Source organism: Vibrio sp. SCSIO 43140, from assembly GCF_023716585.1.
Taxonomy (GTDB): Bacteria; Pseudomonadota; Gammaproteobacteria; order Enterobacterales; family Vibrionaceae; genus Vibrio; species Vibrio maritimus_B.
In genome coordinates this window covers 3,043,434-3,058,396 of the sequence record NZ_CP071850.1, presented here as the reverse complement: position 1 = coordinate 3,058,396, position 14,963 = coordinate 3,043,434, and the positions used below count along the sequence as shown (strand labels likewise).

At 46.2% G+C, this 14,963-nt stretch carries 16 protein-coding genes; 11 read left to right on the top strand and 5 right to left on the bottom strand.

Going from position 1 to position 14,963, the window contains the following annotated elements:
- Positions 1–43: 43 nt before the first annotated feature.
- Positions 44–829: an outer membrane protein OmpK gene (locus tag J4N45_RS14705; protein ID WP_252012153.1), complete on the bottom strand. Its 786-nt coding sequence runs from the start codon at positions 827–829 to the stop codon at positions 44–46.
- A gap of 302 nt (positions 830–1,131) precedes the next feature.
- Between J4N45_RS14705 and J4N45_RS14700 the strand changes: the two genes are divergently transcribed.
- From J4N45_RS14700 to J4N45_RS14690, 3 genes are all read left to right on the top strand, one after another.
- Entirely contained in the window at positions 1,132–1,728 is a 597-nt protein-coding gene (locus tag J4N45_RS14700; RefSeq protein ID WP_252012151.1) for an LON peptidase substrate-binding domain-containing protein, read from the top strand.
- A gap of 89 nt (positions 1,729–1,817) precedes the next feature.
- A complete protein-coding gene (locus J4N45_RS14695; protein ID WP_234495369.1) occupies positions 1,818–2,396 on the top strand; it encodes an RNA polymerase sigma factor in 579 nt (192 codons plus the stop codon).
- A 1-nt stretch (position 2,397) separates the two neighbouring features.
- Positions 2,398–3,078, top strand: a complete 681-nt coding sequence (locus J4N45_RS14690) for a ChrR family anti-sigma-E factor (RefSeq protein WP_252012148.1) — start codon at positions 2,398–2,400, stop codon at positions 3,076–3,078.
- Between the two features lie 39 nt (positions 3,079–3,117).
- Here J4N45_RS14690 and J4N45_RS14685 read toward each other — a convergent pair whose 3' ends face one another.
- From J4N45_RS14685 to J4N45_RS14670, 4 genes are all read right to left on the bottom strand, one after another.
- Positions 3,118–4,491 (bottom strand): AmpG family muropeptide MFS transporter, encoded by a 1,374-nt coding sequence (locus J4N45_RS14685; RefSeq protein WP_252014699.1) that lies wholly within the window; start codon positions 4,489–4,491, stop codon positions 3,118–3,120.
- A 95-nt stretch (positions 4,492–4,586) separates the two neighbouring features.
- On the bottom strand, positions 4,587–5,135 hold the full coding sequence (locus tag J4N45_RS14680; RefSeq protein ID WP_252012146.1) for a peptidylprolyl isomerase: 549 nt from the start codon (positions 5,133–5,135) through the stop codon (positions 4,587–4,589).
- Positions 5,135–5,704, bottom strand: coding sequence for a YajG family lipoprotein (locus J4N45_RS14675; RefSeq protein WP_252012144.1), 570 nt, complete (start codon positions 5,702–5,704; stop codon positions 5,135–5,137). The genes J4N45_RS14680 and J4N45_RS14675 overlap by 1 nt, the downstream gene beginning before the upstream one ends.
- Before the next feature lie 135 nt (positions 5,705–5,839).
- Positions 5,840–6,973, bottom strand: coding sequence for a methyltransferase (locus J4N45_RS14670; RefSeq protein ID WP_252012142.1), 1,134 nt, complete (start codon positions 6,971–6,973; stop codon positions 5,840–5,842).
- Positions 6,974–7,127: 154 nt separating this feature from the next.
- Between J4N45_RS14670 and bolA the strand changes: the two genes are divergently transcribed.
- From bolA to J4N45_RS14630, 8 genes are all read left to right on the top strand, one after another.
- On the top strand, positions 7,128–7,436 hold the full coding sequence (bolA, locus tag J4N45_RS14665) for a transcriptional regulator BolA (RefSeq protein WP_042477569.1): 309 nt from the start codon (positions 7,128–7,130) through the stop codon (positions 7,434–7,436).
- Positions 7,437–7,938: 502 nt separating this feature from the next.
- Positions 7,939–9,279, top strand: a complete 1,341-nt coding sequence (locus J4N45_RS14660) for a Na(+)-translocating NADH-quinone reductase subunit A (RefSeq protein ID WP_252012140.1) — start codon at positions 7,939–7,941, stop codon at positions 9,277–9,279.
- Positions 9,280–9,283: 4 nt separating this feature from the next.
- Positions 9,284–10,525 carry an NADH:ubiquinone reductase (Na(+)-transporting) subunit B gene (locus tag J4N45_RS14655; protein ID WP_234495373.1) on the top strand — a complete coding sequence of 414 codons (1,242 nt, stop codon included), beginning with the start codon at positions 9,284–9,286 and terminating at the stop codon, positions 10,523–10,525.
- The gene (locus J4N45_RS14650; protein WP_252012138.1) at positions 10,515–11,297 is read left to right on the top strand and encodes a Na(+)-translocating NADH-quinone reductase subunit C; all 783 of its coding nucleotides are present in this window, start codon (positions 10,515–10,517) and stop codon (positions 11,295–11,297) included. Before J4N45_RS14655 ends, J4N45_RS14650 begins: the two co-directional genes overlap by 11 nt.
- Positions 11,297–11,929, top strand: a complete 633-nt coding sequence (locus tag J4N45_RS14645; protein WP_042477579.1) for an NADH:ubiquinone reductase (Na(+)-transporting) subunit D — start codon at positions 11,297–11,299, stop codon at positions 11,927–11,929. Before J4N45_RS14650 ends, J4N45_RS14645 begins: the two co-directional genes overlap by 1 nt.
- A gap of 7 nt (positions 11,930–11,936) precedes the next feature.
- Complete coding sequence (gene nqrE, locus J4N45_RS14640) at positions 11,937–12,533, top strand: NADH:ubiquinone reductase (Na(+)-transporting) subunit E (RefSeq protein ID WP_042477581.1); 597 nt, start codon at positions 11,937–11,939, stop codon at positions 12,531–12,533.
- A 17-nt stretch (positions 12,534–12,550) separates the two neighbouring features.
- A complete protein-coding gene (gene nqrF, locus J4N45_RS14635) occupies positions 12,551–13,774 on the top strand; it encodes an NADH:ubiquinone reductase (Na(+)-transporting) subunit F (protein WP_252012136.1) in 1,224 nt (407 codons plus the stop codon).
- A 151-nt stretch (positions 13,775–13,925) separates the two neighbouring features.
- Positions 13,926–14,951: an FAD:protein FMN transferase gene (locus J4N45_RS14630; protein ID WP_128649986.1), complete on the top strand. Its 1,026-nt coding sequence runs from the start codon at positions 13,926–13,928 to the stop codon at positions 14,949–14,951.
- Positions 14,952–14,963 lie beyond the last annotated feature (12 nt).

Genomic DNA, 14,963 nt, shown 5'->3' with positions numbered 1-14,963 from the left:
GGCGCCTGAGCGCCATTTTTTCGAACATCTAATACCGAGAGAATTAGAAGTTGTACTGTAGACGGTAGATGATAGCGTCACCGTAGTGTTGCTGGTTGCTACCTGATGAGCCGTATACACCAAGTTTGTTGTTGAAGTAACGGTATTGAATAGCAGCAGTTAGGTGCTCAGTTGCGTGCCAGTTGAATAGCAATGCACCGTTAAGACCGTTTTTACCGCCTTGGTTTTGAGCGTACTCGTCGTTGCGGTCGAACTCGATCTCGTTCCAGTTAACGAATGAGAAGTTTTGACCACCTAGATTGAACGCGTAGCGCGCTGTCCAACCAGCCATGTAACCGTTGTTACCGTTCACATTCTGGTTTGGAGAGAATGAATCCCAAGAAGTGATGTCATGAACACCAACCCATGGCTTGAAGAACCAGTTGTCACCTGAAAGCGCAGTGTAGCCAAGACCTAGAACGCGGTTAGTTTCGCTTTGCGCTGGGTTGTCGTGGTGGTAAACCTGACCGTATAGAGATACGCCAGAATCACCTAGATAAACGTGTGCAGTACCTTTGAAAGAGTTCTTCTGCTCTGAAGAGTTTTTCTCTACGCTTTCACGATCGTAAAAACCGTATAGCTCACCCCAAGTGAAACCTGCACCACCTTCGATACCTAGAACGAATTGGTTACGACCTTTACCGTCTTGGCCATCTTGGATAGCGTTAGGACCGTGGTTCCAGCTCTGGTGATCAAGATAAACACCACCAAAACCGTATAGATATTCTGCTGAAGCTGGCACTGCAGATACTGCTGCAACAACGCCAAGAGCTAAAAGTGATTTGCGCATAGTGAGAACTACTCTTCAAGTTGTACTGTAAATTGATCGCTTTCCGTGCGAATTCATCCGATGGGTGGGCATGATAGCGATTTGTGTCGCAAAGTAAATGTGCAACATCGCAAACGTTTACTAAAGTTTGTGATTGACATCACAAATAAGAAAGGTTCAAGGGAACTTCTATAAAACGTACACAAAATAGTCAATTTTGTGTTGTGAATGGTTAACAACTGATCTATCTAGTTAACAAAGTCCTGCTGATCGGTTTGTTTTTGAGGGGCGTAGAAGCATCTGTAGTTAAAAAGGGAATGAAAATGAAACAGATAATGCTTTTTCCACTGCGTTCGGTGGTGCTGCCAGAAGGGAAGATGCGTTTGAGGATATTCGAGCCACGCTACAAACGCATGGTCACTGAATGTCTGAAACGAGAATCTGGGTTTGGTGTCTGTCTAATCAGTAGCGATGCAGGGGCGGTGCCTAAAAATGTGTCCGCGGTCGGAACGTTTGTAAGTATCGTCGATTTCGAGACTTTAGATGACGGCATGTTGGGCATAACCGTTTCTGGTATCAAAAAGTTTCGAGTAAAGCACGTTGAAGCAGACGACGATGGGTTAAGGCAAGCGACGGTAGATTGGTTAGAAGGTTGGGATACGGCAGAGCTTAGTGATGAAAATCAGTTCCTCGGGGAGCGTTTGCAAGATGTCTACAAGAAATTCCCACAAATCGGTGAGCTATACCTGCACCGCTTTTTCGACGATGCGGCGTGGGTAAGTCAGCGCTGGCTTGAGGTGCTACCTTTAGACTGTAATCATTTTGAACATTTGGTGACTCAACCTGATTGCTCTGTCGCGGTCGATTTTTTGACTCAGGCGTTCAAAGCGGGCGACATTGAAGAAGAAACGCGACACTAAGCGCAACTAGCGGTGATCGCTAACAAAGTTTATCGCGTAAAATGTATGGTTATGGAGCAATACGGCATATCAACCCAAGGGACATAAGCATGATAGTAGAGAGTCCAGAAGCGCTCACCAAACAAGAGTGGGCAGAGTGTATGGAGAAGATAAAGCAGCGTGACAAGCGCGCCTTCGCCACTGTGTTCAGTTACTTTTCCCCTAGGTTAAAGCAGTTTACTTTCAAGCACATGGGAAATGAGCAAGTCGCCATCGAGATGGTTCAAGAGACCATGGCGACGGTTTGGCAAAAAGCGCATCTGTTCGACGGCAGCAAAAGTTCTCTATCAACTTGGATATACACCATTGCCAGGAACCTTTGTTTTGACATGCTGAGAAAGCAAAAGGGCAAAGAGCTGCATGTGCATGCCGACGATATTTGGCCAACCGATTACTGTCCGCCTGATTTTGTCGAGCATTATTCTCCAGAGACTGATCGACTCAAGGAGCAGATATTGAAGTTCATGGAAGAGTTACCCAAGGCTCAAAGGGAAGTGGTAAGAGCCGTCTATTTAGAAGAGTTACCGCATCAGCAGGTCGCCGATATGTTCGATATACCACTGGGGACCGTGAAGTCTCGTCTCAGACTTGCAGTAGAAAAATTAAGACATTCAATGGAGGCGGAATAGTATGAGCTATCACCCAGAACAAGAATTACTAAAGCAATTTGCAACGGGCGACATCGATTCAGCTCACGCCGCTGCTGTTGCAACGCATTTAGAGACATGCTCTCACTGCCGTCAACTTGTAGCCAAGTTTGAGGAAGAGGCTGCCGACGATTTGGTTGCCAGCGGTACTGAGGGCGCCATTTCCGACAATGAGCTAGCTCTCGTGTTCGAGAATATGATGAACGACATCACTACGCTAGACGCGGATTACAGCCAGCCGAAGGTGCGCTCTGCCGCTTCGATTGAGGTGAACGGCAAGACGTTTAAAGTGCCCGCAACACTCAAACCCTTCGTAGAGCGAATGGGCGAGTGGAAGAGTTACGGCGGCAAAGTGTTTACATCCAGTATCGACCTCGACGAAGACTGTAAGGTGAGCCTACTTTATATCAGTGAGGGGGTACAGGTGCCTCAGCACACTCATAAGGGCTTTGAGTCGACGTTAGTGCTTCACGGCAGCTTTAGCGATGAAAATGGCTTTTACGCACAGGGTGATTTCATCCGAGAAGACGGTGAGACGAAGCACGCCCCGCAAACATCGGCTTCGCAAGATTGCTTGTGTTTATCGATTCTGACCGAGCCAATGATATTCACTCAGGGTGTGGCACGTATCTTTAACCGCTTCGGTAAAGGTATGTACCCGTAGGGTTCGCTTCATAAAAAAGCCCGCAATTGCGGGCTTTTTTTAGTTGGAGCTTTCAGATTTAGCTTCTGGAGCTGCAGATTCGTCGCTGTGTTTCGCTTTGTCGAGTAGGTCGCTGAAATAGTGACGTAGTGAGTAGAGCATAATTAGACTCGGTATCACCATCAGAGATGTGATGATGAAGAACAAACTCCAATCATTGAGTGCGTCGACCATTTCTCCACTAAATGACGCTAGGGTTGTCCGACCGAAGTTACCCAAGGAAGCCAATAATGCATACTGAGTGGCAGAGAAGGCTTGCCCCGTCAAAACGGTGAGGAAGGAAACAAATGCCACGGTTGAGAATGCGGTTGTGAAGTTATCAACGATGATAGTCGCTAAGAACAATTGCTCACTCGGGCCCACTTTCGCGATCCAAGCAAACATCAGGTTACTCGCACTCATCGCGATACCACCTATCATTAAGCCCTTAACGATACCGAACCTGACGTTAACCATACTACCCAGTAGTGTGAAGGCGATCGTTGCACCCCAGCCGATGAGTTTGGAGTAATAGCCAATCTGCTCGTTGCTGAAACCAATCTCTTTGTAGAAGGTAATCGACATGCGCCCAAGGAAGGCTTCGCCAATCTTAAACAAGAAAACAAATAACAATAACGTGATTGCGACTTGTACACCGTTGCGGCGGAAGAAATCCAAGAATGGCTCCACGACGGTTACCGATAACCAGCTCGTTACTCGATTTGATACTACTTTACTGTGGCGCGCTTCTGCGGCAGCTTGCAGCGCTTCACGATCAGTTTTCGGCTCGCCCACGAGCAGAGTGAACAGCATCAAAATGACGACGATACCCGCCATACCATAGTAAACGCCATTCCAACCCATTGAGTCCGCGTTGATAAACGCTAAGTAGCCAGGCAGCGAATAACCGGTCCACCAACCAATCACTGCCATTGCAGAGGCTTGAGGTAGTTTGTTTGATTCCGATTTTGGGAAAGTATCAATACGAAATGCATCAATCGCGATGTCTTGCGTAGCAGAAGAAATCGCAATGCATAACGCCAGCATTGATGTGAACATCAAGTTTTCGGCTGGGTTGACGCCGGCGATAAACAGTGTGCCGACTAAAATAAAGCTTTGGCACAAGAATATCCAACTTCTGCGCTGTCCAAGAGAGCGGTGCAGTAGGGGAAGTTTAACCCTGTCGACTAACGGAGCCCAAAGGAAGTTAATTGCGTAGACGGCAAATACGGAGCCAAAATAGCCGATAGCGGCACGAGTGAGCCCAGCGTCTTTGAGCCAGCCAGACATGTTGGAGCCAATCAGCACCCACGGGAAGCCGCTTGAGCAGCCCATCATAAAGACCCAAAGCAGTCTTTTATCCCAGTAGCTTTTGACTGTGTCCAGCCAGGTCATTTTTTGTTCCACGTACGGGCTCCTTGTGAGTTTGGCAGGTGGGGAAAAGCGGGTAAGAAACAAAGAGAGAGGCATGCCTCTCTCTTTGTTAGGGATTAATCTGCAAGTCGTTCTACTTTAGTGATAATGATAGGGTCCAAAGGTACATCACTCATGCCACGCGTGCTGCGAGTTGGCTTTTGTCCCATTTTCTGAACCACATCGAACCCTTCAACAACCTTACCAAACACCGCGTATCCTGGATTGGTCACGCTGTAATTCAGAAAGTCGTTATCGACAAAGTTGATAAAGAACTGGCGAGTAGCCGAGTTTGGATCGCGTGTGCGTGCCATAGCGATCGTCGCTGTGTCGTTATCTAGGCCATTTGAGGCTTCATTCTCAATTGGTGAGTAAGTCGGTAGACGCTTGAACTCTTTGTCAAAGCCACCGCCTTGTGCCATAAAGCCCGGAATAACTCGGTGAAACTGGCTGTTCACGTAGCTGCCATCATCCACATACTTCAAAAAGTTCTCAACACTAATCGGTGCTTGCTCTTGATTGAGTTCGATAACAAAGCTACCAAGGTTGGTTTCGACTTCAACCTTAGGTCCAGCAAACACGCTGGTGGCGACCAGAGCTAGGGTTGCGACAATTGTTCTAAGCATTAGAAGCGCTCCTTCATGTAATCTTGAAGTTCTTTATCATTGGCAATCTCTTTGAGTACCAAGTTGACGGTGTCGTTCAGTACCGTTTCGATGTCATCATTAGATGCGCTCATCAAACCAGAACGACTCGCTGTTCCAGTATAGGTCTTCACTAACTTACCTTTCGTATTTTCTGCCGTCAGCTCCAGAACAACGTTAGCGGTCATGTCATTTTCCATAACGGTGTGCTTTACAGAAACCAGCGCTTCTTGCACTTCTACGTTCAGTGCGTTTTCACTGTTGACAGTCACTTGGAAACCTTGAGATGAGAATTGATTCACGAGCGCATTTTCAATGCCGATACGAAGATTCTGACGAGTGTGAACTGGTGTGATGTTAGAGCGACCGTTATCAAGTAGAGCAACATATTGCGCAGTTCGGACATCTTTGCTCGATAAAGACATCGACTTGTTTTCTACGACCTTAGCGGCGCTTGTTGTCGCTTTTGGAGCAAAATTCACTTGTTCTTGTTGAGGGCTTGCACATGCGGCAAGCAAAACGACGGAAGCCGCTAAAACGAGCTTTTTCATTAATGATTCCTTTTCACACTCTATATTTTCTTAAGCTTTTATCTTTGCTGCGGTCGACGCGAAACGTGCCTGCACCGCATCATATCTAATTCTTATTTCGTGCACGATTTGTATAGGGCAACTATGACCCAAACTTTACTTAGTTGCCTGTAAAATAACAAATTTGGCGTTGGAAGCTACACGCTTAACGTTATGCTTGCCAAATAAACGTGCCAATTTTTTATCGTAGCCCAGGTGACGATTACCGATAACCATTAATTCCCCTTGAGAGCGAAGAACATGCTTTGCATCACAGAACATCTGCCAAGCGATATGGTCGGTGACCGCTTGCTGCTGATGAAAAGGAGGGTTGCAGACCACGAGGTCTTGAGATTCAGCATTGAACCCATCAAGACAGTTGTTGGTGATAAATTGGCAATCAGAATCTGGCAGCTGGTTGATCTCAAAATTGTTTTTCGCGGAAGCCGTTGCCATGTAGCTTTCATCTACAGCGGTGATTCGTGCTTGCGGAAACGTCTTCTTTAACTTCAAAGAAAGCACGCCATTACCACAGCCAAGGTCGACAACATCCTTGTCATTAGCGTCGAGCACAGAGAGATGCTCTAGGATGAAGCGAGCGCCCAAGTCGAGACTTTCTCCAGAATACACATTAGGCAAGTTGGTTAGGGTTAACCCATGTTCGGGTACTTGCCAGCTGGTGTATTCCTCCACAGCGTTTTCATTGTTATTAGATAGCGTAGTAAACACTAGGCGGTGCTTTTTCCATGCCAGTGATGTCGTTGTGGTGCCACCAAACTTTTCGAATAGCTTAAGTGTAGAGGTATGGATCTCTTTTGCCTTGTTGACTGCGATGAGCTGACAACGGTCTCCATACGTTTGTGCCAATTGGTTTAGCTGCCATGTGAGATAGCGGTTGTTGCGAGGTATTTGCATTAAAACAATATCGATGTCTTCCGGTAAGGCATCGGTAGAGCGTAATAGCTTTACACCATCAACTTGGTTATTCGCGAGGTTACTTAGGATTCCTTGTGTAGAGATAAAGGAGTCGGTCACCGTTGTCACATTGTGTTTATCAGAAAACCAGCAACTCAAAGCTCCAAAACTGTCATTGAGGATCAATATGTTGGATGAGCTAGGTAACGCGAGGTCTTCGACGTGCTGAATCAAGTATTCGTCGCCAGCGTCCCACGCTTGCAGTTGTTCATTAGCAAGCTTTGGGTAGCGAAAAAGTGAGTAGCTGCGTTCCAAGAGGTTAAGTTCTGTTTTCATAATTTCTTGATTTGGTGACAATGGTTGTATTTTGACAAAATCCCAGTGGTTCCGCCAAGCAGAAAGTCATTTAAGGGGAGATTATTGATTAAGTAAAGTATATACTTTACCGACTATATAAAAATAAAAGTCGGTAAATACCCAAGGAAGTAAGATGATTCAACAAGCCATCGAGCAAAAGCTCCATCAAGCTTTCCATCCAACACATCTTGATGTTCGCAATGAAAGTAATATGCATAACGTACCACCGGGCTCAGAGAGTCACTTTAAGGTGATTGTCGTCAGTGACGTATTTGCTAATGAGCGTCTGATATCGCGACATCGTAAGGTCAATACGGTTCTAGCCGACGAGCTAGCAGGACCCGTTCATGCGTTAGCGATCCACACCTATACACCCGAAGAGTGGACACAAGAAAATCAATTAGCACCAGCCAGCCCGAATTGCGCTGGTGGTGGCAAGTAACAAAGAAACAGTTTTACCAGTGCGGCTAACACACCTTTGAGTAACAAAGTCAGGAAAGACTGATAAACGCTGTCTATCCTTGTAGGAATGGCTAATAAACGCATACCTCTTTAGGGGTAAATTATTAACAGCGTGTCAACATATAATGTTATGCGTTTTTGTTAACAGAGAATGTGTCAGGATGTGAATGAGCTAATCGCTTATTTTTAATAGCGTTAATAGTGCTTTGTGCGATCGGTCAAAGTTATACATATTCACAACCCCAGATGTAGCAAAAGTTTCGAAATAATGACGCTATAGCTGGGATTCGTCATGGCATCCCCTTTGTAAAAGATGCTAAACTACCGCACCAGAAAAATCTCGCATCGATTCTATGACGAGATTGTTAAAGTGATGTTGCTGCTTTGGTCTTTAAAAAGTCAAAGCCAGACACTCAATGTCGTGTCTAAATGTTACGCAATTTAAAAGAATCTTTTTCCCGATAAAAGTAGTGCAAGTGCGTATGATTACAATAAAGAAGGGCTTGGATCTTCCTATCGCAGGAACTCCTTCCCAGGTGATTAATGATGGTAAGTCCATCACTAAAGTCGCCTTGCTTGGCGAAGAGTACGTGGGTATGCGTCCAACGATGCATGTTCGCGTGGGTGATGAAGTGAAGAAAGGCCAGGTTGTTTTTGAAGACAAAAAGAACCCAGGCGTTAAATTTACTTCTCCAGCAAGCGGTAAGGTTATTGAAGTTAACCGTGGCGCGAAACGTGTCCTACAATCCGTCGTGATTGAAGTGGCAGGTGACGAGCAAGTTACTTTCGATAGCTACACAGCTGACCAACTAGCGGGTCTTGATCGCGATGTGATCAAAACACAACTGGTTGAGTCTGGTATGTGGACTGCATTGCGTACTCGTCCGTTCAGCAAGGTTCCGGCGATCGATTCTACGACTCAAGCGATTTTCGTGAATGCTATGGATACTAATCCACTAGCAGCAGAGCCTGAATTGATCATCAACGAGCAAAAAGACGCGTTTGTTGCAGGTCTTGACCTACTGTCGAAACTGACAGACGGTAAAGTGTACATCTGCAAAACAGGCACTAGTCTTCCTCGCTCAACTCAATCCAATGTCGAAGAGCATGTCTTCAACGGTCCGCACCCAGCGGGTCTTGTGGGCACTCACATGCATTTCCTATATCCAGTTAACGCGAATAACGTTGCGTGGAGCATCAATTATCAAGATGTGATTGCATTCGGTAAGCTTTTCACCACAGGTGAATTGTACACGGATCGTGTTGTGTCTCTTGCAGGCCCTGTTGTTAATAACCCTCGCTTGGTTAGAACACAGCTTGGCGCTAGCCTAGAAGACGTAACAGATAACGAGTTGATGCCTGGTGAAGTTCGAATCATTTCTGGTTCTGTTCTTTCTGGTACACATGCTACTGGTCCACACGCCTACCTAGGTCGTTACCACCAGCAAGTTTCTGTACTTCGTGAAGGTCGTGACAAAGAGCTGTTTGGCTGGGCGATGCCTGGTAAGAACAAGTTCTCAATCACTAAATCATTCCTTGGTCACCTATTCAAAGGTCAGTTGTTCAACATGACAACCACAACCAATGGTAGTGATCGTGCAATGGTTCCAATCGGCAACTACGAAAAAGTAATGCCACTTGATATGGAGCCAACGCTATTACTTCGTGATCTATGTGCAGGTGACCTAGACAGCGCTCAGCGTCTTGGTGCTCTTGAACTAGATGAAGAAGATTTGGCGCTATGCACCTTTGTTTGTCCAGGTAAGTACGAATACGGTCAACTCCTGCGTGAGTGCCTAGACAAGATTGAGAAGGAAGGGTAATCCCATGCTTAAGAAATTCATTGAGGATATCGAGCATCATTTCGAGCCAGGTGGCAAACATGAAAAATGGTTTGCACTGTACGAAGCAGCGGCAACGCTATTCTACACGCCAGGTCTTGTAACGAAGCGCAGCTCGCATGTCCGTGATAGCGTTGACCTTAAACGCATCATGATCATGGTTTGGTTCGCAGTATTCCCAGCAATGTTCTGGGGTATGTACAACGCGGGTAACCAAGCGGTTATGGCACTTAACCATCTTTACACTGGCGCAGAACTTGCGGGTGTTATCGATGGCAACTGGCACTACTGGCTAACTCAAGGTCTTGGCGGCACGCTAGGCACCGACGCGGGTTGGGGCAGTAAGATGATCTTGGGTGCAACTTACTTCCTACCTATCTACGCAACAGTGTTTATTGTTGGTGGTTTCTGGGAAGTGTTGTTCTGTATGGTGCGTAAGCACGAAGTTAACGAAGGTTTCTTTGTTACTTCTATTCTTTTCGCATTGATCGTTCCGCCAACACTTCCACTTTGGCAAGCAGCACTAGGTATTACCTTCGGTGTTGTTGTTGCTAAAGAAATCTTTGGTGGTACTGGTCGTAACTTCCTTAACCCAGCGCTTGCTGGCCGTGCTTTCCTATTCTTCGCTTACCCAGCGCAAATCTCGGGTGACTTAGTATGGGTTGCAGCTGACGGCTACTCAGGTGCTACGGCTCTTAGCCAATGGGCACAAGGTGGCGAAGGCGCACTAATCAACAACATCACTGGCCAAACAATCTCTTGGATGGACGCGTTCATCGGTAACATCCCAGGTTCGATTGGTGAAGTTTCAACGCTAGCACTTATGATTGGTGCGGCAATGATCGTTTACATGGGTATTGCGTCTTGGCGCATCATCGCCGGTGTAATGATCGGCATGGTTGCAGTAGCAACTCTGTTTAATGTTGTTGGTTCTGACACAAATGCTCTGTTTGCTATGCCTTGGCACTGGCACCTAGTACTAGGTGGTTTTGCATTCGGTATGTTTTTCATGGCAACAGACCCAGTTTCGGCATCGTTCACTAATAATGGTAAATGGGCATACGGCATTTTGATTGGCGCAATGTGTGTCATGATCCGTGTAGTCAACCCGGCTTACCCAGAAGGTATGATGCTAGCAATTCTATTTGCTAACCTGTTCGCACCTCTATTCGACCACTTCGTGATCGAGAAGAACATCAAACGGAGAGAAGCTCGCTATGGCAAGTAATAACGATAGCATTAAAAAGACGCTGTTTGTTGTTATCGCGTTGAGCTTAGTGTGCTCAATCGTTGTATCGCTTGCAGCAGTAGGTCTGCGTGACAAGCAACGCGCGAACGCGGTTCTAGATAAACAGTCGAAAATCATCGAAGTAGCGGGTATCGAAGCGGAAGGTTCGATTGCTGAGCTTTACAGCCAGTACATTGAGCCACGTCTAGTTAACTTCGACACTGGTGAGTTTGTTGATACAGCCCCAGATGGCAGCGATGCAAACAGCTACGATCAACGTAAAGCGGCAAAAGACCCATCTGAGTCTATCCGCCTTACTGCTGACCAAGACTTTGCAAAAATCATTCGTCGTGCAAACGTAGGTACTGTGTACCTAGTTAAGCAAGGTGATGAAGTGAGCAGCATTATCCTGCCAGTTCACGGCACGGGTCTATGGTCTATGATGTACGCGTTTGTTGCAGTTCAAACAGACGGTAATACTGTGAACGGTATTACATACTACGAGCAAGGTGAAACTCCTGGATTGGGTGGCGAAATCGAAAACCCATCTTGGCGTGCACAGTTCGTTGGCAAGAAACTGTTTGATGAAAACTTCAAGCCAGCGATTGCAGTCGTGAAAGGTGGCGCACCTGAAGGTTCTGAGCACGGTGTTGACGGTCTATCTGGTGCAACACTGACAGGCAACGGCGTTCAAGGTACGTTTGACTTCTGGTTGGGTGACATGGGCTTTGGTCCATTCCTAGCTAAAGTTCGTGACGGAGGTCTGAACTAATGGCTAATGCTAAAGAAATGAAGAAGAGCCTGATGGCACCGGTGTTGGATAACAACCCGATCGCTCTTCAAGTTCTTGGTGTGTGTTCTGCTCTTGCGGTAACCACAAAACTAGAGACAGCATTTGTTATGACGCTGGCGGTAATTTTCGTTACTGCACTGTCTAACTTCTTCGTATCTCTAATTCGTAACCATATCCCAAATAGCGTTCGTATCATCGTACAGATGGCGATCATTGCATCTTTGGTAATCGTGGTAGACCAAATCCTGAAAGCGTATCTTTACGATATCTCTAAGCAGCTTTCAGTATTCGTTGGTCTGATCATTACTAACTGTATCGTAATGGGTCGTGCTGAAGCATTCGCTATGAAGTCTGCGCCACTACCATCGCTAATCGACGGTATTGGTAACGGTCTAGGTTATGGCTTCGTTCTTATTACTGTTGGCTTCTTCCGTGAACTGTTTGGTTCAGGCAAGCTATTCGGTCTGGAAGTACTTCCGCTAGTAAGTAACGGTGGTTGGTATCAGCCAAACGGCATGATGCTGCTAGCGCCTTCTGCGTTCTTCCTAATCGGCTTCCTGATCTGGGCAATTCGTACAATTAGGCCAGAACAAGTAGAAGCGAAGGAGTAAGGCTGTCATGGAACATTATATTAGCTTAATGGTTAAGTCGATTTTCATCGAAAACCTTGCGCTTTCTTTCTTCCTAGGTATGTGTACATTCCTAGCGGTATCGAAAAAGGTTAAGACCTCTTTCGGTCTAGGTGTTGCGGTTATCGTTGTACTGACAGTGGCAGTACCGGTGAACAACCTGCTTTACAACCTAGTTCTTAAAGAAAATGCATTGGTGGCAGGTGTCGACCTTAGCTTTCTAAACTTTATTACCTTTATCGGTGTAATCGCAGCACTAGTACAGATCCTTGAGATGGTACTAGACCGCTTCTTCCCACCTTTGTATAACGCACTGGGTATCTTCCTACCGCTAATCACGGTGAACTGTGCGATCTTTGGTGGCGTATCATTCATGGTACAGCGTGATTACAACTTTGCAGAATCTGTCGTGTACGGTTTTGGTTCTGGTGTGGGTTGGATGCTAGCTATCGTTGCGCTAGCAGGTATCCGTGAGAAGATGAAGTACTCTGACGTTCCTCCTGGTCTTCGTGGTCTTGGTATCACGTTCATCACGGTAGGTCTGATGGCACTGGGCTTCATGTCATTCTCTGGTGTTCAACTGTAAGGTATAAGGAATAGTCAATGGACATTATTCTAGGTGTAGTGATGTTTACGCTGATTGTTCTAGCCCTAGTTTTGGTGATTTTGTTCGCCAAATCTAAGCTAGTACCAACAGGCGACATCACGATCTCTGTAAACGAAAACCCTGATCTCGCGATCACCACACAACCAGGTGGCAAATTATTGAATGCACTAGCTGGCGCTGGCGTATTCGTATCATCTGCTTGTGGTGGCGGTGGCTCTTGTGGTCAGTGTCGAGTAAAAGTGAAATCTGGCGGTGGTGACATTCTACCAACCGAGCTTGACCATATCTCTAAAGGTGAAGCGCGTGAAGGTGAGCGTCTAGCGTGTCAGGTAGCAATGAAGACTGACATGGACATCGAGCTTCCAGAAGAGATCTTCGGCGTTAAGAAGTGGGAATGTTCTGTTATCTCTAACGATAACAAAGCGACATTCATCAAAGAGCTTAAGCTACAAATCCCAGATGGCGAATCAGTACCTTTCCGTGCTGGTGGTTACATCCAGATTGAAGCACCTGCTCACCACGTTAAATACTCTGACTTCGACGTACCAGAAGAGTACCGTGAAGATTGGGACAAGTTTAACCTGTTCCGCTACGAGTCTGTAGTTAACGAAGAATGCATCCGTGCATACTCAATGGCTAACTACCCAGAAGAAGAAGGCATTATTATGCTGAACGTGCGTATCGCTACGCCGCCGCCTAATAATCCTGATGTACCACCTGGTATCATGTCTTCGTTCATCTGGTCACTGAAAGAAGGTGACAAGTGTACGATCTCTGGTCCATTTGGTGAGTTCTTCGCGAAAGAAACTGACAACGAGATGGTCTTCATCGGTGGTGGTGCTGGTATGGCACCAATGCGTTCGCACATCTTTGACCAACTTAAGCGTCTGAAGTCTAAGCGTAAGATGTCATTCTGGTATGGTGCTCGTTCTCGTCGCGAAATGTTCTACGTGGAAGATTTCGATGGCCTACAAGCAGAAAACGACAACTTCCAGTGGCACGTTGCACTGTCTGACCCAATGCCAGAAGATAACTGGGATGGTTACACAGGCTTCATCCACAACGTAATCTATGAGAACTACCTCAAAGATCACGAAGCGCCAGAAGATTGTGAATACTACATGTGTGGTCCACCAATGATGAACGCGGCTGTAATCGGCATGCTGAAAGACCTTGGTGTAGAAGATGAAAACATCCTTCTAGATGACTTCGGTGGTTAATCTTCCTTGAAGTAATGAACATGGCTGGCTCATGTGAGCTGGCCATTTGTTTTTAGAAATTGAGCAAAATAAAGAGTGCTTTCTTTTGCAAGTACATCAATCAAGATGCTGTAAATGTGAGCATTTTTAAATTCATTAGGTGAGTAAAGGCATGTTTCATCTAACCAAACAGTTAAAGGTTATCGTTGTCAGTTTGTTCGCAGCTTTTGTGCTGACGGCTTGCGGCAACAGTCGTGAACAAGTGCACTTGAGCGGTCCGACGATGGGTACCATATACAACGTGAAGTACATTACGGTTGATAATGGTCCAAAACCTGAGAAAATTCAGGCGGAAATTAATCGCTTGCTTGAACAAGTCAATGACCAGATGTCGACCTATCGACAAGATTCAGAGCTGAGCCGCTTTAACCGCTTTTTCGGCACAGAATCGTTTCCTGTGTCTAAGCAAACGGCGATTGTGGTAAAAGAAGCCATCAGACTGAATGAAGTGACGTTAGGCGCGCTGGATGTGACGGTTGGTCCTTTGGTCAACTTATGGGGATTTGGCCCTGAAGCTCGCCCCGAAGTCGTGCCTTCTGACGAGGAATTAGCCAAGCGTAAAGCGCAGACAGGTATTCAACACCTATCAGCGACGGATACAACATTGAAGAAAGATCTGCATGGTCTTTATGTCGATTTATCGACGATTGCGAAAGGCTGGGGTGTGGATGTTCTTGCTGATTACCTTGATCGCGTAGGTATTGAAGATTACATGGTTGAGGTAGGTGGTGAGATGCGCCTTAAAGGCCTCAATCGTGAGGGTGTAAAATGGCGTATCGCCATTGAGAAACCATCTATCGACGAGCGCAGTGTTCAAGAAATCATTGAGCCTGGCGATATGGCGATTGCCACGTCAGGTGATTATCGCAATTACTTCGAAAAAGAAGGTGTGCGCTACTCACACATCATCGATCCATCAACGGGTAAGCCAATCAATAATAAGGTGGTTTCAGTCACGGTATTGGACAAGTCGTCAATGACGGCAGACGGTCTCGCGACGGGTTTGATGGTGTTGGGTGAAGAGAAAGCGTTACAAGTGGCAGAGCAACATAGCATTCCTGCACTTATTATTGTAAAAACAGAAGATGGCTTTAACGAGATTGCTTCAGAAGCATTTAAGCCTTACCTAAACAAATAACGGGTGACCAAT